The sequence below is a fragment of the Caldithrix sp. genome (assembly GCF_056497305.1).
Genome location: NZ_JBSMDE010000084.1, coordinates 1 through 19808 on the forward strand (window position 1 = coordinate 1; position 19808 = coordinate 19808).

Consider the following 19808-nt stretch of genomic DNA (forward strand, 5'->3'; position numbering starts at 1 on the left):
ACGTCAGGCACTTGACAGCGTAACAAGTAACGCGTGACGCTTAACGAGTTTCGTGTTACGCATTCAAGAAATTTTTCGCATCCCGCTAAGCGGGATTGATTTTGTAAGGGAAATGTTCTAAAAAATGTTAGTTACCTCTCATAGAAGCTGCGTTAAGATACATTAAATTATGATTGTTTATTTTAAGATTACACTACTATGATTTTTAACGAATAACAAACAAAGGAAAACGATGAGCCAACGAATCTACCTCTCTCCTCCGCACATGTCCGGCGATGAATTGAAGCTGGTGATTGATGCTTTTGAAAGCAACTGGATTGCACCATTGGGACCTCATGTAGATGCTTTTGAGAAAGAAATCGCCCAATATATCGGGCGTAAACAGGCTGCCGCTTTAAGCTCAGGAACGGCGGCGATTCATCTGGCCTTAATTTTATTGGGCGTAGAACAGGACGATGAGGTCATCTGTCAGTCGTTTACCTTCTCCGGGTCGGCCAATCCCATCGTGTACCAGAAGGCAATCCCTGTTTTTGTTGACAGCGAGCGGCAAACCTGGAACATGGACCCGGAGCTGTTGGAAGAAGCCATTAAAGATCGAATTTCAGAAGGCAAAAAACCCAAAGCCGTTATTGTCGTCCATTTGTACGGGCAGCCGGCACAACTGGATGAAATTGCTGGCATCTGCAATAAATATGAAATCCCTGTCATTGAGGATGCGGCAGAAGCCCTGGGCAGTTCTTACAAAAAGAAAAAAGCCGGCAGCTTTGGCCATATGAGCATCCTGTCTTTTAACGGCAATAAAATCATTACCACATCCGGCGGGGGCATGCTGCTCTCGGATGATGCCGCTAAAATCAACAAAGCACGCTTTTTAGCAACGCAAGCCAGAGATAACGCTCCGCATTATGAGCACTCGGTAATTGGCTTCAATTACAGAATGAGTAACATTCTGGCAGCCATTGGTAGAGGACAGCTAAAAGTTCTGGAACAACGCGTTCAGAAAAAGAGAGAAATTTTCGATTTTTACCGTAAGCGCCTGGGAAAATTTGAAGGAATCGCCTTCCAACCAGAACTACAAGATACAAAATCCAATAAATGGTTAACCTGCATCGTTGTAGATCCAGATCAAACTGGAACCAGCAGAGAAGAAATTCGTCTTCTTTTAGAAAAACATAATATTGAATCCCGACCATTGTGGAAACCGATGCATTTGCAACCCGTTTTTCGGGAAGCCCCCTTTTATGGTAACACGATTTCTGAATCGCTTTTTAAAAACGGCCTGTGCCTTCCTTCAGGAAGCGCACTGACTAACGGTCAGCTGGATCAGATTTGTTCTTTAATAGAATCGCTTATAAAACAATAAATGGAGTATTCAAAAAATAACGCCCCTTTAAGAAATTAAGGAATTGATTCTTTCTTTTCTGGCAAAGATAAATTTTAATTAAAAAAAATGTGCCCATAAGCACATCGTAATTTTTCATTTTCTGATACCTTTTAATCGTCAATTTTCTGAAAGAAAAAATCTATGAAACAAAAAGTTGTGGATTTTATTAATTCTCGCGGTATTTTAACCACTTTTTTCAAAGTGCTTATTGACGCTTCGGTTCTGGCGCTGGCCTATTTTATCGCCTTTGGCTTGCGCTTTGATCTGAATATTCCATCTCAGCACTTTATTATTTTCAAACACACCATTGGTTTTGCGGTGGTGATCGAACTCTTCTTCATTAACATATTTGGCGTTAATCAAAGTCAATGGCGTTATGTGAGCCTGCAAGATGCCATCAATTTATTGGTTGCTCTCATTGTGGGCTGGATTGGATTCATTATCTATCTCTATTTTGCTAACCTGCTCTCTGTACCGCGTTCGGTTCTTTTTATGTATTTGATTTTAGGATTCATTTTTACGGGTACGGCCCGTTTTGCTCCAAGGCTTTTGTTTAAACTCCAATCCAGACTGGCCAGAGATAAAAAACGCGTATTGGTTATCGGCGCCGGAAAAGCAGGCGAAATGATCATTCGGCAGATGAAGAGCGATCCTTCGCTGGGATTTTATCCGGTTGCGATGGTGGACGATGCGCCTAAAAAACAAAATATCAAAATTCATGGAGTGAAGGTTGTAGGTACTATAAGAGATTTAAATACGATTGTCCAAAAAAAATATATCGATGAAATCATTATTGCTACTCCGGCTGCCTCTGCCGGTGAGATGCGAAGAATCGTAAAAGCTTGTGAAGAAACCGGCGTTGATTTTAAAACGGTACCCGGTCCCAAGGAGATTGTCAATGGTATGGTTCAGGTTCAGCAAATCCGTGACGTAAAGGTTGAGGATTTATTAGACCGCAAACCGGTTGAGATTAATTTTGAAGAAATTAAGGGCTTTTTGGCTGATAAAACGATTATGGTCACTGGGGCTGCCGGTTCCATCGGCTCCGAATTGGTCAAACAATTGTTGAGCTTAGAAACGGAAAAAGTGATCTGTATCGATCGCTCGGAAAACGGCCTGTTCTATCTGGATAATGATCTGAAGAAGTGCTTTTCGACCGATAAGTACAAAATTATCGTAGCCGATATTTTGAACATCGGCAAAATGGAATTTCTGATCTCTCAATACAAGCCGGAGATGATTTTCCATGCCGCCGCCTACAAACACGTGCCCCTGATGGAAGACCATCCTGAAGAAGCGGTACGGAATAATATATTGGGAACGACGTATCTGATGAAAACCGCTGAACGATTGGGCGTACAGAAATTTGTGTTGATTTCCACCGATAAGGCGGTGAATCCTACTTCCATTATGGGAGCAACCAAACGGGCAGCCGAATTGGTGCTGCAATCCTATTCAGCACAATCTAAAATGAAATTGGTTACGGTGCGTTTTGGCAATGTACTGGCCAGTTATGGCAGCGTTATCCCATTGTTCCAGAAACAAATTTCGGAAGGCGGGCCCATTACCATTACCCACCCTGAGATGAAACGCTTTTTCATGACCATTCCCGAGGCGGTTAAATTAATCTTTCAGGCGGCTAAAATGGGCGATGGCAATGATATCTTTGTGCTGGATATGGGAGAACCTATTAAAATCGTAGATATCGCTCAACGATTGATAAAACTTTCTGGTTTAAAACCAGGCCAGGATGTTAAAATTGAATATGTGGGGCTACGACCGGGCGAAAAGCTGGAGGAGGAGTTGTGGAACCGCGACGAAGCCCCACTTAATACCTATCATCCCAAAATTTTTAAGGCCATTGGCAGCCATTACAACAATTGGAAACGTATGGAAGAGCACCTTTTTACTTTTGAAAAAGCTGTCTTGGAACACAATATTGATTTGATCTATAAAAAACTGCATGAGATGATTCCTGAATTTAACCGCATGACTGTCAGACGCCAGCAAACCGTTGCCAGCGATGTGGTAAATCACACTTAATTTTGCCCCTGAATTAAGACTAAATTCATCCGTAATCCGAAACGGTCTTCCATAATCTTTTCGGGAATAAAACGACGCATCCGGGCCGGAAATGTAGCACAAAAGGCCAGAACCAGAGCATCTATTAAATCATCTATCTTTACATTGGACCTGCCTAATTGCTCCCTCCACTGAAATAAAAAATCCATCCCTATTTTAACAAATTGTTGCAGTAGAACCAGACGCTGTTGTTGCCCCTCCGCAGTCTTCTTGGAATGCCTCAATACTCTCCCATCATTCAAATGGGCAAAGCACAATTCAGGATGACTTTCAAAAAAAGAGGTCTGCCAGGAGGGGTGTGTCCTTAAAAATCGGTCTAATTCTTTGATTTTGGGCGTGAGATTCCAGGCTTGCCTGGATATTTTCTGCCCACAAATGGCTTGATTTATCTGACAGGCCTGTTGGTAGCTGGAGGCGTAAACAGCCTGGCGACAGGGCGTGAGAAAAAGCGTGGAACGTCTGATGTTTAATAGCTTGCGCCCCAAAAGGTCACACTCCCGTAAATTGGATGAACTTAAACCAAAGGGCATGTCAATAAAGAGCGTCGCCGGCGGATTAATAATTGATTGCAGCTCTTCCAGTTGCCTGATTTGCTGAAATGTTGGGAGATCAGGCGTTTTTATCAGGCATAACAGCCAGCCTCCCCGACAGCCATCAATGCCAATGGCAGGCTGCGCATTACTCTGGAGTTTATCCATTTCCAGCATTCGATGGTTACGTGTTTGGAATACTTACATTAAAAAAAATTCGCCCTTACACCATCTCCACGGCGGCCAAACATATCATTCTGCCCACGCGTTAATGAGGGCCTAAACCTTTAGAATAAAAAAGATTCCTGGCTTTCTTTTCACACAAAGCTGGACGAAAGGGGGATTGACGCCGGTGGAAAGTTGTTCTCATTACCGGTGACGTAGAGTCAATCTTGATTCGGGCAATTACCTCTGAAAGTGTAAAAAATTCCTCACGCCGATGAATCGGAGTGAGGAATGATAGGCCCTTTAAATCCCGCACTTTTTCTACAATATTCCCCACTTACTTTAAAAGCAACATCTTCTTAAAAGCTGTATGTTGGCCGACAGTCAGGCGATAAAAATAAGTGCCTGAGCCTACAGCTTGATTCTGATCATTCAATCCGTTCCACTGCACCTGATGGACCTGTCCGCTGTTTAACGTTTGATTATTGATCAGCGTGCGTACCTTTTGTCCCAGCAGATTAAAAATTTCCAGGCGCACGGGAGCTCTTTGGTCCAGCGTAAAAACAATGGTGGTCGTTGGATTGAAAGGATTGGGGAAATTGCCCTGCAATTCAAATTTATTAAGCGCCAACTCATTTTCCAGAGCGGAAACCGAATTATTGGAAAGGATATTGTCAATCGCCCAACCCCACCCGGTGGTATTGGCATCGGCATAAAGCTTAAAACGGATGTAGATATTGGTATTGACCGGATAGTAATTGGTCAACGAGATGTTATGGTTACGGTACATGGTTTCATCGCCATCGTTGCCATTGTTGTAGGCGTTTTCCCAGGCCGGATCGTAACGACAGTCGTACGGTTCTTCAATAATGGTCCAGGTGTCGCCGTCATCGCTGGCTTCCACTGTGACGTAATCCCAGAAATTGTTGTCGCCATAGACAGTTCCGGCATCACCAGGTTCAACAATAGCCACGTCATCATAACTAAAATAGGCGCCGGCTTTAATGGTAATGGGCGTACCTAAATAGGAATAGTAGGTGGTTTGATCGGCATAAGGGTGATCGGAATGCAGGGCCGGATTAGAAAAGCCGGTTACATCCAGGATTTGAAAATCGCCAAAAAAGGTAGAAGCATAGTCGTTAAAATCTTCGTTCACGGTGTCAACCGCGGCATAAATATCATTCGATTTCTGGTCGCTGGCGCTACCGCTTCCGTTGCTAAAACCGATCACCTGAGCCGTAACGGTTTCAGGCGGGTTGGTCTGGTAAAGACCAAATGTATCGGCGCCTGCTGCTACGGTAAGCAAGCGATCGACGATCTGATTGTTGACAAAAACCTGTACCGAATCGTAATCGGAATTGGCTATAAAGCGAATTTTTAGTATTCCTGTGTTGGGATTGGGCACTGTAATATCTTTTAACGTTGGAGCCAGAGGCGGCAAGCCCTGTAATTCATCACGATGGACCGACCAGACACCCCGACCGTGCGTGGCTGCAACAATTTCCTGATTGACAATTTTTAAACGCCGGATGGAAACGGCCGGTAAACCACTGTTGGAGTATTGCCAGGAAGCGCCGTTGTCATAGGAAATAAACAGTCCAATATCGGTGCCGATCCAGATTTCGGTTGTGTCAAAGGGCATGACCAGCACGGTAAACACCGGCACATCCGGCAGGTTATTGGTAATGTCTTCCCAGGTTTGGCCTAAATCGCGTGTGCGGTAAATCTTGCCGTAGCCGGAACTACCAATGGTTAAGAAGGCTGTGCTATCCTGTGTCGGATGCGTAGAAATACCGGTTAAATAGGCGTGCGGACTTCCGGCCGGTTGATTGACCTGAGTGAAACTCAATCCGCCATCGGTAGAAACATTGGTGTAAATGGTGGTACTGCCGCCCCAAACGATATTGGAATTAGCCTTGGACACGGCAATCTTAACTCTGGAATAGCCGCCAAGGTTGGCTGAAACACTGTTCCAATTGTTGCCGCCATCAGTGGTCCACCAGATGGAATTATTGTCGTCGGCTGTAAAAAGTTTGTCCGAGTTGTTGGGATCCATGGCCAGTGGGGTGTGAAAGATTCCACTTTGCGGCATGTTGTTATTAATGGAAACAAAGTTGTAACCGCCGTCAGTAGATTTGTAGATGCGCGTATTGTAAAGAGTTCCGTACACAATAGAAGGATCGGTTTTGTTCCAGGCGCAGTCAAAGCCGTCTCCGCCGATCACTCTGGACCAGCTGTCGGTTGCGATGGCGTCATCCGGCGAGCGGTGCGTTCCATTATCCTGAGTACCGCCAATAAAGGCGTTGATGGAAGGGTGGCGATCGGCATCGTAATATTGTGTCACATTGTAATTGTTATCTTTACTCTCCCAGGAAACGCCCATATCCGGGGAATAAAACACGCCGCCATCGTTGCCGGCAATAATGGCAAAGTTGGTGTTGCCGTCCGGAATGGTCACCAGAGCATGCTGATCGGCATGAACGTAGGGATATTCGGTTCCTGTGTACCAGTTGGATATTTTGGTGGTGGTCATCGAAGCACCGTTAATTTCGACACGATAAAGATCAATTCCACCCACAAAAATAACATCGGCATCCAGTGGGCTAACAACCAGAGCGTTATCGTACCAGCCCTGTCCGCCTAACCAATTGGTCGAATTCCCATAATTAAACCAGTTGTTGCCCGCGTCGGGAGAACGGAAAAAGCCCAGTAAAGCATAATTGCCATCTACCGGTGAAGCGTAAACGATATTGGTGTCGCTGGGCGCAATGGCCATCTCGATACGATAGTGGTTCGTAATTTCCTCGCTTACATAATTCCAGGTGTACCCGCCGTCGGTGGATTTGTAAATCCCGGAGGAGTAAACTGTGATGAACTGCGTATCCCAGCGTAAGGGATTGGCTACAATCTGTTGCACACGCTGACCATTATTGAAGGTCTCCGTCCAGCTTGTTCCCCCGTCGTTACTGCGGTACACGCCATTATTGGTGGCCACCACCAATGTGTCCGGATGATCTGGATGGACGATCAGTCGGTTGACGAAACGAAAATTGTAATTGGAGGCCGTGCTGGCCAGCTGAGTCCAGGTTTCGCCGCCATCGGTAGATTTGAAAACACCGTCTCCAATAATAGCGTCGGAGTTGTAAAAGCCTTCACCGGTTCCGGCGTACAATATTAAAGGATGATTTTTACTGATGTCAATGGTTGTAACAGAAAGTACAGGCAGGTCGTCGGTAACAGACCGCCAGCTGGCGCCGGCATCATTGGTCTTCCAAATGCCTCCGCCAACCGAGCCTGCCCACCAGGTGTTCACGTCATTGGGATGTACAACAACCGAACGCGTACGCCCGCCAAAGTTTCCTGGGCCTCTTTCCACCCAATTTAAAGCGCTGGCTTTAAACAGTGTATTTTGTCTGGTCTGCAGGGCCTGCTGTTGCGCTTTAAATCGCCAGCTTCCGGAATAGGAGAAACCCTGGCCAATGACCGAGCGTAAAGCGATTTCTTCCTCCATGGCTTCGTCCGGTTTATCTGGCCGGGGACGCGACTTCTTCTCTTTCTTTTCTTCCAACAACAGCGCATTCAATTCCTGCGAGGTCAACGCAGCGATTTGCTTTTTAGATTTCTGTGATGTATGATTTACTTTGAGAATTGTTAAGGTAAAAAAAATAAAAAATGCTGCCAGAGCTAAAAAGAGTAGTCGTTTCATCATTCCTCCAAAATTGTGTTTAAATAAAAATTAATTTACAGAATATATTATGTGTTTTTCTTTATTCAAGGTCACAAATCATCGAAAATAGCCGTAAATATATGATAACTCCTTCCTCAGATGAAAAATTTCAGGCTAAGCATTTATCTGTCCCTTAAGCTTTTTTCATTTTTCTTTGTAAGTAAATCCACCCCCAACCCCTCCCAGGAGGGGAGCTCTGGATTTTCCCCTCCAGCGAAGGGAACTAAGGAGTGGGCAAAACCCTCTCAAGCCGACCAAAGCCTACCAGCTCTTTAATCTTTTTTCATTTTTCTTTGTAAGAAAACCCATCCTTAATCCCTCAAAGTATCCAGAGGCGAGTGGGCAATAGCAAAATTCCACATAAACTTTCTGGTTCCTATTTAAAACAATAGAATTTCTTTGTATATTATGTTATCCGGAAAAATGTTTTTTAGGAGAAGTCTGGATGAAGATTTACACTGGTGTGGGGGACAAAGGGACAACGCGCTTATTTAGTGGAAAAACGGTTTCAAAATCCGATTTGAGAATAGAAACGTATGGTACTCTGGATGAATTGAACAGTTTTATCGGGCTTTTGCAGGCCAGGGTAAGTAATGCAGAGATTATTGAGTTACTGGAGAAAATTCAGTCTCAGATTTTTGTGCTCTCTTCGGAGATTGCCACTCCGGATGAAATTCAGCGGAACAAGCTGAAGCAAAGAATCGGACAGGCAGATATCCAATTTCTGGAAAGAACCATCGATCGCTATTCTGAAAAGTTACCGCAATTGAAATCATTTATTTTACCTGGAGGGGGAGAGGCTGGCGCCTTGTGCCATGTGGTAAGAACCATTTGCCGTCGGGCTGAACGTAATCTGATACGCTGGGCTCAGGAAACGGCTATCGAAGAGCAGTGGATTGTGTATTTAAATCGCCTGAGCGATCTACTGTTTGTGTTGGCTCGTTATTTAAATTTATTGGAAGGTAAAACAGAAACGATCTGGAAAGGATTGCGTTAAATTACAGTATTCTGGAAATAAATGAAAAAACACGGAAGCGGTTAGCGGAACAATTTTCCGTTAAATGCGAAAGGAGTTACTAAAAATCAGAAAAAGAAAAAAAGGGATTTCAATCAATATCGTGTAACTGATTATTTTTTAATGTTCCTTTTACAACACAAAAAACGTAACGTTTTTGAAAACAGGCTGGCACGATATTTGTGCAATTAATTTATTGAAAAAAGTAAGGTTATGGGTTGAACTAAAAAAAATACAAAGGGGAGTTATGGAAAAGCATGTTTTGGATAAGCCATTTGTCAAGGTAGAACCTGAACTTTGCAAGGGATGTGGATTGTGTATTGATGCCTGTCCACCTCATGTATTGGAATTTCATAGTAGTTTTAATACTAAAGGCTATCACTATGCCTATTATGTTGGCGATGGTTGTACAGGTTGTGGCGTCTGTTTTTATGCCTGTCCTGAGCCGGAAGCCATTATTGTGTACAAGAAAGGTTACGAATATGTTGGGGAGGAGGTGGCCTGATGGGGAAATTACTGGTTAAAGGCAATGATGCCATCGTAAGGGGAGCGATTCTGGCTGGCTGTCGTGTTTATTTTGGTTACCCCATTACTCCGGCCAGCGAAATAGCCGAGACAGCGGCCAAATATTTGCCCAAAGTGGGGGGTACCTTTCTACAAGCAGAGAGTGAAATCGCTTCCATAAATATGGTCTATGGCGCGGCCAGCGGTGGTGTGCGCGTAATGACCGCTTCTTCCAGCCCGGGCATCAGCCTAAAACAGGAGGGCGTTTCTTATGCAGCCGGCGCTGAGTTACCCTGTGTTATTGTCGATGTCATGCGTGGAGGGCCGGGTCTGGGAAATATCGCTCCGGAGCAAGCCGATTACAATCAAATTGTCAAAGGCGGCGGCCACGGCAATTACAAATGTCCCGTTCTGGCGCCAAATAGCGCGCAGGAAATGTCCGATTTTATCCAGCTGGCCTTTGACCTTGCTGAAAAATACCGCACGCCGGTCTATGTTTTAACCGATGGCTACATCGGCCAGATGATGGAGCCGGTGGAGTTCGGTGAACCTAAAACGGATTTTCCCCGATTCGATTGGGCGCTTTATGGCGATGCCGAAAGCAAACACAATCTGATCTCCAGCATCTACCTGGAACCGGATGAACTGGAAGAACACAATTTGAAGTTGCAGCGCAAATATGCGGAGATTGAAAAGAACGAAACCCGCTTTGAAGAGTTTATGCTGGAGGATGCGGAACTGGTTTTAATGGGCTATGGCATTGTCTCGCGTGTCTTGAAAACCGTCGTTGAAAAGTTGCGCCAGGAAGGGATCAAAGCCGGGCTTTTGCGTCCCAAAACGTTGTTTCCTTTTCCCAAAAACAAGATAGCCGAACTGGCTGGTCGAGTAAAGAAATTTTTAGTTGTGGAAATGAGCAATGGCCAGATGGTCGATGATGTGCGTCTGGCGGTTAACGGGAAATGTCCGGTTGAATTTTATGGCCGAATGGGGGGTAATGTGCCAACCATGAAAGAAGTTCTGGAACATTCAAAAAAACTGATGGAAATGTAGGGGGTGCACAATGGCTGAAAAAGTACTGAAAAAACCAAGAAGTTTTTATGATATTTACGAACGGAACCCCAGCGCTGATAAAAAGATGCCCCATTATTGTCCGGGCTGCGGACACGGCAATGTTCATAAATTTATTGCCGAAGCGCTCGATGATTTTGGTGTGGCCGATAGAACTGTTTTGATCAGTCCGGTGGGATGTTCTGTGTTTGCCTATTATTATTTTGACACCGGAAACATCCAGGCTGCCCATGGTAGGGCTCCGGCTGTGGCTACTGGCATTAAACGCGCTCATCCCCATAGTATTGTGATAAGCTATCAGGGCGATGGCGATCTGGCGGCTATCGGTACGTCTGAAATTTTGCACGCCGCTAATCGTGGGGAGAATATTACGGTCTTCTTTATTAACAATGCCATCTACGGAATGACAGGCGGACAGATGGCACCCACCACTATTGTGGGCCAGAAAACCACCACCACGCCTTATGGTCGCCGACCCCAAAATGAAGGTTACCCGGTTAAAATGGCCGAACTGATCAGCCAGCTGGAGGCTCCTGTTTATGTGGAACGTGTGGCTCTGTTCGATAATAAACATCGTGCAAAGGCCCGCATGGCTGTGCGAAAAGCGATAAAAAATCAGGTGGATAACCTGGGCTTTTCGATGGTGGAAATCCTCTCTCCCTGTCCTTCCGGCTGGAAAATGGACCCGGTCGATGCCCTGAAATGGATCGAACAGGAAATGGTCAAAGTCTTCCCTCTGGGCGTGTACAAGGACATCACCAAAGAGGTCGAACCGTACCATATTGAGTCCTTCAATCCCGAAGCTGAGAAGATTAAAGAACTTCTTGATCTCCAGGTGAAAACCAAAACCTTTAAACGCCTGACTGTTCCGGAAAAATATAAAAATCCGGAAATTAAGATTGCTGGGTTTGGCGGACAGGGCGTTCTGCTCTTGGGCGCTGCTCTGGCTCAGGCCGGCATGTTGCAAGACTACCATGTTTCCTGGTTACCTTCCTATGGCCCGGAAATGCGCGGCGGCACGGCCAATTGCCATGTTAATATCCGCGAGATTGAGATTGGTTCGCCGGTTGTGGCCAATCCTTCTATTCTCATCGCTCTGAACAGACCATCGCTGGAAAAATTTGAACAGGATGTACAGAGTGGAGGATTGATAATCTACGATACTTCATTGATCGATATTGAACCCTCGCGCAGCGATGTGGAAGTGTTGCCCATACCCGCCACTAAAATGGCCGACGATCTGGGAAATACACGCATCGCTAACATGATTGTTCTGGGCGCTATTGCAGGCTATACCAACTTTTTTGATCTGGATACCCTGTTTGAAACATTGAATGCAGCCATCAAACGCAAAAAATTAATCGACATTAACCGTAAGGCTGTGGAAACCGGTTACAAATTCGGTAAAGAACATCGCGTGCAATAGCCTGTCTTTGAGTGGTTTACCAATCCCTCTGTTGCTGTGTTAAGGTAGCAGAGGGATTTTTTTTTTGATCGTTCAGATGAGCGGAAGAGGATTGCATTGCGCATCGAAGGTAGGAGAGTCAACCAAGGCAACAAAACCGAAATTAAAAACATTTCCGCTGAGATTTAAGCAACCACAGAGAGTACAGAGAAGCATTTTTAAATTATGAGTCCACTCTAAAAAGGTATTATTATCGAATTTTATTTAAATTTGCCTATTGTTTTTATTTAAATTACATCAAATATCTTCGTGTTAATCCATGAAATTCGTGGTTTTTATACTGAACTCAATTATAAATTACGAATTACGAATTAATTTGCGAGGGGGCAACTTATGCCCAGGCACTGAGGAACCGTGCCGGCATGTCATTCTGAGAATCCCTTACACTGACAGATCATTCGCAAGCGCAACGTAACTCGAGCTTCAGCTCGAGGCTTTGTAAGGGCGGAGCATTTTTGCAAAGTCTTTCTAAAAAGAAATTTTAACTTGTACACAAAGAGGTCGCGCTAATTGGAAACATTTTCAGGAAAATGCTTCGCCCTAACACCTGACAACGATTGCTCCGGCCTGTGTTATTCAATAATTAAAGGGATTCCTCATCCCGCTTTGCGGGAATGGAATGACAGACCGAAGAGCAAGAACCTTTTAACTCTTAAACTCTTTCATTCTTAACTTAATCCCTCCAGCAGTGGAAGTCATTTCACGAATTAGCCTTAATTTCGAGTCTATAACAAAAGGTGAGCTTATGTTTTAAACCCCATCCCCCCGGCTCCCTTCCCTTTAAAAAAAAGAAGGGGGAATTTTAATCTTTGCTTTTTAAAATTTGATTTGTAAATGTTATCTACTCAAACGTTTGGAAATAGCCTGTAATTGAGCACTTAAAAATTTTCGCATCCCACTAAGCGGGATTGATCTTTTAAGAGAAGTATTCCAACAGCCGTTTTTAACTCCTCTGCTGCATTTTTATGCCCCCTTATTGAAGTTTATTCAACATCAAGAAAAATAATTACTTAAATTCCATTTTTTATTGCCTTTGATTTTAAAATTTGTAAATTTATTGTGTTTTGCTAAAACGAATGCTGGATTCTTTTATATGGAAATGCAACAGGAAAAATGTGTAAAACAAAGCGTTTTTGGACAAAAGATTTTAAAGCAGAAACAAGACCAATGCCGGCGATCATCGGCTCTAAAAAATTAATTTTTGAAAAACAAATGGAATTTTTTAATTTAAATTAAGGCATTGTACAAACACCAGGAAAGACGATGGAATTAAACGATAAAATTTGTATTGTGACCGGGGGCAATAAAGGCATTGGCAAAGCCATAGCCAGGCGTTTAGCCCGCGAGGGCTGCCATCTGGCCCTACTTGGTCGGGACCAAGCCAGTCTGCAACAAACGGCACGAGAACTTGAGGCCACAGGAGCAGAGATTTTTACCTTTCAGGGAGACCTGCTACAGGAAGAGACCGTTGCTGATTTTATTGCAGCAGTTCGCCAACGTTTTGGAAGGCTGGATATTCTGGTAAACAACGCCGAGGTTGGCTATTTTGCGCTTGTCCATCAGTTGCCCATTGAACAATGGGATGCCATGTTCAACCTGAATGTTCGGGCTGTCTTTTTATTAACCCAGCAGGCTTTGCCCTTATTACGGCAGGCCGGGCAATCCTTCATTGTAAACATCGCCTCGCTGGCCGGGAAAAATACCTTTGCCGGTGGGGCCGGCTACGCTGCTACCAAGCATGCCTTAATCGCTTTTGGACGCTGCCTGGTGCTGGAAGAACGCAAAAACGGCGTGCATGTTTTAACGGTTTGCCCGGGCTCCGTGCGAACCGATTTTTTTCAGAATTTACCCGATCCAGAGGAAGCTCTGTCCAAACAAATTCTGGAACCGGAGGATGTGGCACAAATCGTCGTTGAGTCCCTTAAGTTGCCGGAGCGAGCGATGGTGAGTGAACTGGACATTCGCCCGGCCAATCCCTGAACCGCAACATTAATCAGAAAGGAGTGATAGATGACAGGAAAAGATTTTATTCAGCTTGAAGAAAAATATGGGGCGCACAATTACCATCCGCTGGATGTAGTCATAGAAAAAGCAGAAGGCGTTTATGTTTACGACGTGGAAGGCAAGAAATACATGGATTTTTTAAGCGCTTACTCTGCAGTGAATCAGGGGCATTGTCATCCGCGAATTTATCAGGCGATGGTCGAACAGGCGAAAAAAGTCACGCTGACCTCGCGCGCCTTTCGTAACGACAAATTGGGGCTGTTTTGCAAAAAAGTGGCTGAACTCAGTGGAATGGAGATGGTATTGCCCATGAATTCCGGTGCTGAGGCTGTGGAAACGGCCATTAAAGCCGCGCGTAAATGGGGTTACACCAAAAAGGGAATTCCTGAAAATAAAGCTGAAATCATTGTTTGCAATAACAACTTTCATGGTCGTACCACGACCATTATCAGTTTCTCATCTGAAAAACAGTACAAAGAACATTTCGGGCCCTTCACGCCTGGTTTTAAACTGGTACCTTATGGTGACAGTGAAGCCATTGCCCGGGCCATTTCGCCTAACACGGCTGCCGTTCTGATAGAACCCATCCAGGGTGAAGGCGGGATTATCATTCCCCCACAGGGCTATTTAAAAGAGGTTCAGGAGCTTTGCAGGCAACATAACGTTCTGTTCATTCTGGACGAAATTCAGACCGGTCTGGGAAGAACCGGAAAGCTGTTCGCTTACCAGCACGAAAGCGGCGTAAAACCGGACATGATCATCATGGGCAAGGCCCTTTCCGGGGGCTTTTATCCGGTTTCAGCTGTAGCCAGTTCCAAAGACATTTTAGGCGTGTTTAAACCTGGCGATCATGGAAGCACATTTGGGGGCAATCCATTGGCAGCGGCCATCGCCCTCGAAGCGTTGGATGTGCTGCTCGATGAAAAATTGGCCGAACGTTCCGCAGAATTGGGCGCATATTTGCTGAACCGTTTAAAGACCATCGACAGTAAGCACATCAAAGAAATACGAGGCCGCGGTCTGTTTATCGGCATTGAGCTAAAAGTAGAAGCCGGTGGTGCCAGACGGTTTTGTGAATTTTTACAGCATGAAGGTCTCTTGGCCAAAGAGACTCATGAACATGTAATCCGCCTGGCTCCTCCGCTGGTCATCACCAGAGGACAAATCGACTGGGCCTTTGAAAAATTGAAAAAAGCTCTGGAAACCCTTTAGAATACTTCCCTTAAAAGATCTATTCCCGCCAAAGCGGGATGCGAAAATTTTTGTGCGTGTGAGGAAGTAAAACTGTTGAATTGTTGAATGAGCATCGAGCTGACATAGCGAATTCCCATTGTTCGTGAATGGTATTTCCAATACAGGTGAGAAAATTTCCCACACAAGCCTTCCCCCTCTCCCAGATTTTTATTCTGGGAGAGGGGGATCGAGGGGGTGAGGGCAAATAATTTCTTTGCGTCCTTTGCGGTTTTTAAAAGTTTGCGGCTATGCTGCCTTAATTTTGATCCAGGAGATTCCGCACCTTATTTAATAATTCATTCACTTTATATGGCTTAAAAATAATGTCTACGGCCTCATCATCGTTCATTATCTTCTCTAATTTATCAGTATCGCTATATCCGCTGGATATCAATATTTTAGTAGTTTTATTCCGTTCTCGTATTTTTTGATATGCTTTTATCCCATCCATTACGGGCATAATCATATCTAAAATAATCAAGTCAAAGTCATGGCTTCCAATGTTTAAACGCTCAAGTGCTTCCTTTCCATTGGAAGCTAATTCGATTGTGTATCCGAACTTTTCCAACGCCATTTTGCAAAAAGAGCGTACCATCTCTTCATCATCGACTACCAGAATGCGCTCCTGGCCTGTTTGGATCATGGCTGTATTATTAAGTTTTTGTTCTTCATGATGGATAGACTGTACGGGAAAGTACATCAGAAAAGTAGTTCCTTGATTCAATTTTGATTGAAGTTCAATAAATCCACCTAAATTTCTAATAAATCCATAAACCATTGCCAACCCCATTCCAGTACCTTTTCCCCGAGGTTTGGTAGTGAAAAACGGCTCAAAAATTTTATTCTTTATTTCATCCGGTATTCCACAACCGGTATCTGCAACGGTTAATTGCACAAAACGTCCCTCTCTCACTTCAGGATTATTATTATATTGCTCCGGTTTTTCTATGATAATTTCTTTTGTTCGAAAGAAAATTTTTCCTTCACCATCAGGCATTGCATCTCTGGCGTTTACACATAGATTAATAATCATTTGGCTGAGTTGAGTGGGATCAGCCATAATCTCAGGAAGGTTTTTATCCAGGTCCGTTTCTATCTCAATCGTTTTAGGGAAAGTCGATTTAATTAATTTTATGGATTCTATTACGCAATTATTAATATTTACAGCTTGTAATTTAGGTTGCCCCTTTCTGGAAAAGATCAAAAGCTGCTGTGTCAGACCTGCAGCACGTTGAGCGCTCTTTTCAATAATATCTACATAGCGAAATAGGGGATCATCCGGTTCCATCTTCATCTTCATTAAAGAGGCGTAACCGAGAATACCAGCTAAAATATTATTAAAATCATGGGCCACACCACCGGCCAACATGCCTAGAGATTCCATCCGCTGAGAGTGTGCCAGTTGTTCCTTCATAGCGTTCCATTTTGTCATGTCGCGGATAAATCCGCTAATAGCTACAATATTACCATTTTCATCGTAAATTGGAGTTGAAGATATGGCCGTATCAATAATTTCCCCATCTTTGCGTTTTAACTTTAAAGGGAAGTTTCGCACATAGCCTCGGGTTTTTAAAAGATTGATCAATTTATCGCGCTCTTCTGGAACGGCATAGATATCTTCCTTTATTCTTAAGTTTAATACTTCCTCTTTAGATTCATAACCTAAAATCTTTATTCCGGCCTCGTTGATATCAAGCGGTCTTCCGTCTACAGTGCTTACGAAAATACCATCTTGTGAATCGGTAAATAATCTGCGGTACTTTTCCTCGGACTCCTTTAAGGCTTTAGTCCGTGCTTTAATTTCTTCTTCCAATTTAGTGGCCAGACGTCCTTTCATGTGCGCAAATAGTACTGAATACAAAAGAAGTAAAATCAAAACTCCAGACAGGAACTTAAAATACCAGCTATCAAAAAAAGGGACGGGTATTTGGATCAATTTGCTCCGTTGAACAGGCGACCAGGTACCTTCTACATTCCGGGCTTGAATTTCAAATTGGTAATTTCCTGGTGGAATATTTAAAAATGATATCATGGGATTGAATAGTCTGGGGATATATTGCCACTCATGATAGCCCTTTAAACGATAGCGAAGGGCTATGTTCCTTTCATCTTTAAATGATATACACAAGAAATTAATAACAAGATCTCCATCGCCTTTATCATCTGAAAAGAAATCTAAAAACCTTATATGCGGAGGGCCTACCTTAAAATCATAAATTGGTTGATAGAGTGAAAGCCCATTACGCGTTCCAATCCATATTTGGCCTTCCGAATTTTGAAATAGTGCATCACGGTTGCACTCCTGACCTGCCAAACCATTAAAATAATCATAATGAGTTACATTCTTAGATGAATCGATAATTTGAACCCCTCGATCCGTACCGAGCCATACTCTATTTTCAGAGTCTGTTAAAATAGCATAGACTTCAAATTTCATCACTTTTTGATGCACAGGATACAGGTTATTTTGTTTAAATTCAAATAATCCAGCTCTTGTAGCAACTAATATTTTTGAATGTTGAGAATATTTTATATCATATACGCTTTTAGAGTTCGGATATTTTTTATTCCACACATCAAAAACCTTTTTATCCGGAGTAATGACCACAACCCCATGACTTATTGTTCCCAGAAGTAAAGTACGATCAGGTAAGGCCATAATTCTTCGGATAATTAGGTTTTTGGTATAATTTTGTAGGTAAGGGGCAAACCGGTTAGCAGAGTATTTAAATAAGCCGTGATAGGTACCAACTAAAAATTGGTTGCCGCTTAGACGAACAATTGTGTTTATGCTTCTACCAGGGGGAGGTAGAATCATTTCATATGTCCCTGAACGATGAATTTTAACAAGACCCAATTGTTGCGCTGCCGCAATAATAGTATCATTTCCCAGAGGCAGTAAATCCATGAATCGTTTATTAGACCGCTCATTCGGCGCTAGAAGGTTACCAATTAATACACTTTTAAAAGTTTTACCATTGTACAACGTAAATCCATTGTCATGGCCAAAAATCATTGGCCCCCGTGCAAATTGATTTATTGAGCTGACTTCAGTCTCCAATAAACCATGGTGTTCATTAAAATTTAAAAATCGTAAGGTAGGAATTTTAAAAAGCCCCATATAAGAGGTTATCCATAAATTTTTTTCCTGATCCATAAAAAAATTTATTGCGTCAAGATCTTTAGCCATCGGATGATACTTAATCACTTCCCATTTTTTTAAATAGTTATTAAAATGGAACAGTCTAAAGGTATTTCCCAAAAATACTCCCCCAAAACCATCATCAATAAGATGAACTGATGATCCATTGACGATATCACGCACCTCCTGGGATAAAGGAATTTTTTTTATGATTGCTGATTTTCGATATTTATAAATATTTTGAGATGTAAGGAATAGATAATTTTTGGTCTTTGCTCCATCCTGATCGCTATAGCTAATTTGAAACGCACGAATTTTTTCTTTCTGAAATAAAGATGGCAACGATATCTTTTGATGGTTCTTACCATCAAAAGCAAAGAGGCCATTATTTGTAAGAATTAAAAATTGCTTTTGGTCTTCCTTTACTCCAAGAAACTTCGTTGTCTTAGAGCTCAAATCAGAAGCATTGAGTACAGCCCATCTATTTTTGAAAAAGTATACAATCCGATTCTTCAGCATTATTAAAATGAAAAGATTATCATCGTTTGTACCTTTTACTTTAAAATCTTTAATGTCTGAAGGTGTATGGATTGATTTGGGGAGGAATGTTGCCTGCCAATGATTTTCGTCTAAATGATAAATTCCCCACGATAATCTTAGTCCTGAAGACCACAACCGATTAGAATTATCAGAATCAAGAAAAACGGGATAAAAAGCTCCATTTTTGCTAATCGAAGAATCAATTTGCCAATGGAACCCATCATATTTGCATAACCCCTTTCGTGTGGCAAACCACAGTTGTCCACTAGTATCCTGAGTAATATTGTATATTTCATTGGATGGTAAACCATCTTCTATTGTATATAGACGAATATTGTATTCTTGTGACCAAAGAGAGATGGTGAATAATAAAATAAAAAGTATTTTTTTTACCGTATGCATAATATAAAGCTAAATTAATTTCTTTTTCTATTTCATCGGCAATAAAATTAAAAAGTTTATTGGGTTCTGAAGGAGCTTTTATTTCATAATGTTATTCATTCTGCAAAGATCATAGGTAGACCTTGAAAATAACAAACGGTTTAATTACTTTATCATTGACCAATGGGCTGCCGCGTTTTGCAAAATAAAAACCGACGCATCGAAAGAAGACGTGTCATTTTCCATTTTATTTTATCAGCACATGTTAAAATCGTTAAACCTGAATCGGATTAATTCCACTTACTATATACAGGACAAGAACGAAAAACGTAAGCAGTAGCTGCTTTTGTATATTTGCCAATATAAATTATCGCCTCATTAAAAAACAGATTCATCGGGAAAAAGAATCCATTACACTGGTATTCTAAGGCAGCATAGCCGCAACCATTAATCAACCACAGAAAACTCCAAGAAGCTACAAAGACCCTAAGGATATTTTGAGATAAGATTTTTTTTCAACCCGCACCATTCTCCCCCTCGCCCGCTTTGCGGGAGAGGGGGCCGGGGG

At 42.9% G+C, this 19808-nt stretch carries 11 protein-coding genes; 8 read left to right on the top strand and 3 right to left on the bottom strand.

All coding sequences use genetic code 11. The features are described from left to right. Positions 1–232: 232 nt before the first annotated feature. Positions 233–1363: a DegT/DnrJ/EryC1/StrS family aminotransferase gene (locus ACWB0I_RS07335; protein WP_479387404.1), complete on the top strand. Its 1131-nt coding sequence runs from the start codon at positions 233–235 to the stop codon at positions 1361–1363. Positions 1364–1525: 162 nt separating this feature from the next. Next, positions 1526–3427, top strand: a complete 1902-nt coding sequence (locus ACWB0I_RS07340; protein WP_479387405.1) for a polysaccharide biosynthesis protein — start codon at positions 1526–1528, stop codon at positions 3425–3427. Here the strand turns inward: ACWB0I_RS07340 and ACWB0I_RS07345 are convergent. Next, the gene (locus ACWB0I_RS07345) at positions 3424–4164 is read right to left on the bottom strand and encodes a DUF429 domain-containing protein (protein WP_479387406.1); all 741 of its coding nucleotides are present in this window, start codon (positions 4162–4164) and stop codon (positions 3424–3426) included. The genes ACWB0I_RS07340 and ACWB0I_RS07345 overlap by 4 nt on opposite strands. Positions 4165–4498: 334 nt before the next feature. Further along, positions 4499–7870, bottom strand: a complete 3372-nt coding sequence (locus tag ACWB0I_RS07350) for a T9SS type A sorting domain-containing protein (protein ID WP_479387407.1) — start codon at positions 7868–7870, stop codon at positions 4499–4501. A 463-nt stretch (positions 7871–8333) separates the two neighbouring features. Here ACWB0I_RS07350 and ACWB0I_RS07355 point away from each other — a divergent pair, with 463 nt between their 5' ends. The 6 genes from ACWB0I_RS07355 to rocD all read left to right on the top strand — a co-directional run bounded on the left by ACWB0I_RS07355 (position 8334) and on the right by rocD (position 15156). After that, the gene (locus ACWB0I_RS07355; RefSeq protein WP_479387408.1) at positions 8334–8885 is read left to right on the top strand and encodes a cob(I)yrinic acid a,c-diamide adenosyltransferase; all 552 of its coding nucleotides are present in this window, start codon (positions 8334–8336) and stop codon (positions 8883–8885) included. Between the two features lie 265 nt (positions 8886–9150). After that, a complete protein-coding gene (locus tag ACWB0I_RS07360; RefSeq protein WP_479387409.1) occupies positions 9151–9408 on the top strand; it encodes an ATP-binding protein in 258 nt (85 codons plus the stop codon). Then, on the top strand, positions 9408–10457 hold the full coding sequence (locus tag ACWB0I_RS07365; RefSeq protein WP_479387410.1) for a 3-methyl-2-oxobutanoate dehydrogenase subunit VorB: 1050 nt from the start codon (positions 9408–9410) through the stop codon (positions 10455–10457). The genes ACWB0I_RS07360 and ACWB0I_RS07365 overlap by 1 nt, the downstream gene beginning before the upstream one ends. 10 nt (positions 10458–10467) lie before the next feature. Continuing rightward, a complete protein-coding gene (locus tag ACWB0I_RS07370) occupies positions 10468–11901 on the top strand; it encodes a 2-oxoacid:acceptor oxidoreductase family protein (RefSeq protein ID WP_479387411.1) in 1434 nt (477 codons plus the stop codon). A gap of 1302 nt (positions 11902–13203) precedes the next feature. Then, positions 13204–13920, top strand: a complete 717-nt coding sequence (locus ACWB0I_RS07375) for an SDR family oxidoreductase (RefSeq protein WP_479387412.1) — start codon at positions 13204–13206, stop codon at positions 13918–13920. A gap of 30 nt (positions 13921–13950) precedes the next feature. Beyond that, the gene (gene rocD / locus ACWB0I_RS07380) at positions 13951–15156 is read left to right on the top strand and encodes an ornithine--oxo-acid transaminase (protein WP_479387413.1); all 1206 of its coding nucleotides are present in this window, start codon (positions 13951–13953) and stop codon (positions 15154–15156) included. Between the two features lie 277 nt (positions 15157–15433). On the opposite strand, the gene ACWB0I_RS07385 is transcribed toward rocD, so the two are convergent. After that, complete coding sequence (locus tag ACWB0I_RS07385) at positions 15434–19261, bottom strand: hybrid sensor histidine kinase/response regulator (protein ID WP_479387414.1); 3828 nt, start codon at positions 19259–19261, stop codon at positions 15434–15436. Positions 19262–19808: the final 547 nt, after the last annotated feature.

What these genes read in the sequence shown, in the direction of transcription:
- ACWB0I_RS07345 (WP_479387406.1), bottom strand. Translation starts at nt 4,164, where the DNA reads ATGGATAAACTCCAGAGTAATGCGCAGCCTGCCATTGGCATTGATGGC.
- ACWB0I_RS07340 (WP_479387405.1), top strand. Translation starts at nt 1,526, where the DNA reads ATGAAACAAAAAGTTGTGGATTTTATTAATTCTCGCGGTATTTTAACC.
- rocD (WP_479387413.1), top strand. Translation starts at nt 13,951, where the DNA reads ATGACAGGAAAAGATTTTATTCAGCTTGAAGAAAAATATGGGGCGCAC.
- ACWB0I_RS07350 (WP_479387407.1), bottom strand. Translation starts at nt 7,870, where the DNA reads ATGATGAAACGACTACTCTTTTTAGCTCTGGCAGCATTTTTTATTTTT.
- ACWB0I_RS07335 (WP_479387404.1), top strand. Translation starts at nt 233, where the DNA reads ATGAGCCAACGAATCTACCTCTCTCCTCCGCACATGTCCGGCGATGAA.
- ACWB0I_RS07355 (WP_479387408.1), top strand. Translation starts at nt 8,334, where the DNA reads ATGAAGATTTACACTGGTGTGGGGGACAAAGGGACAACGCGCTTATTT.
- ACWB0I_RS07365 (WP_479387410.1), top strand. Translation starts at nt 9,408, where the DNA reads ATGGGGAAATTACTGGTTAAAGGCAATGATGCCATCGTAAGGGGAGCG.
- ACWB0I_RS07360 (WP_479387409.1), top strand. Translation starts at nt 9,151, where the DNA reads ATGGAAAAGCATGTTTTGGATAAGCCATTTGTCAAGGTAGAACCTGAA.
- ACWB0I_RS07370 (WP_479387411.1), top strand. Translation starts at nt 10,468, where the DNA reads ATGGCTGAAAAAGTACTGAAAAAACCAAGAAGTTTTTATGATATTTAC.
- ACWB0I_RS07375 (WP_479387412.1), top strand. Translation starts at nt 13,204, where the DNA reads ATGGAATTAAACGATAAAATTTGTATTGTGACCGGGGGCAATAAAGGC.
- ACWB0I_RS07385 (WP_479387414.1), bottom strand. Translation starts at nt 19,261, where the DNA reads ATGCATACGGTAAAAAAAATACTTTTTATTTTATTATTCACCATCTCT.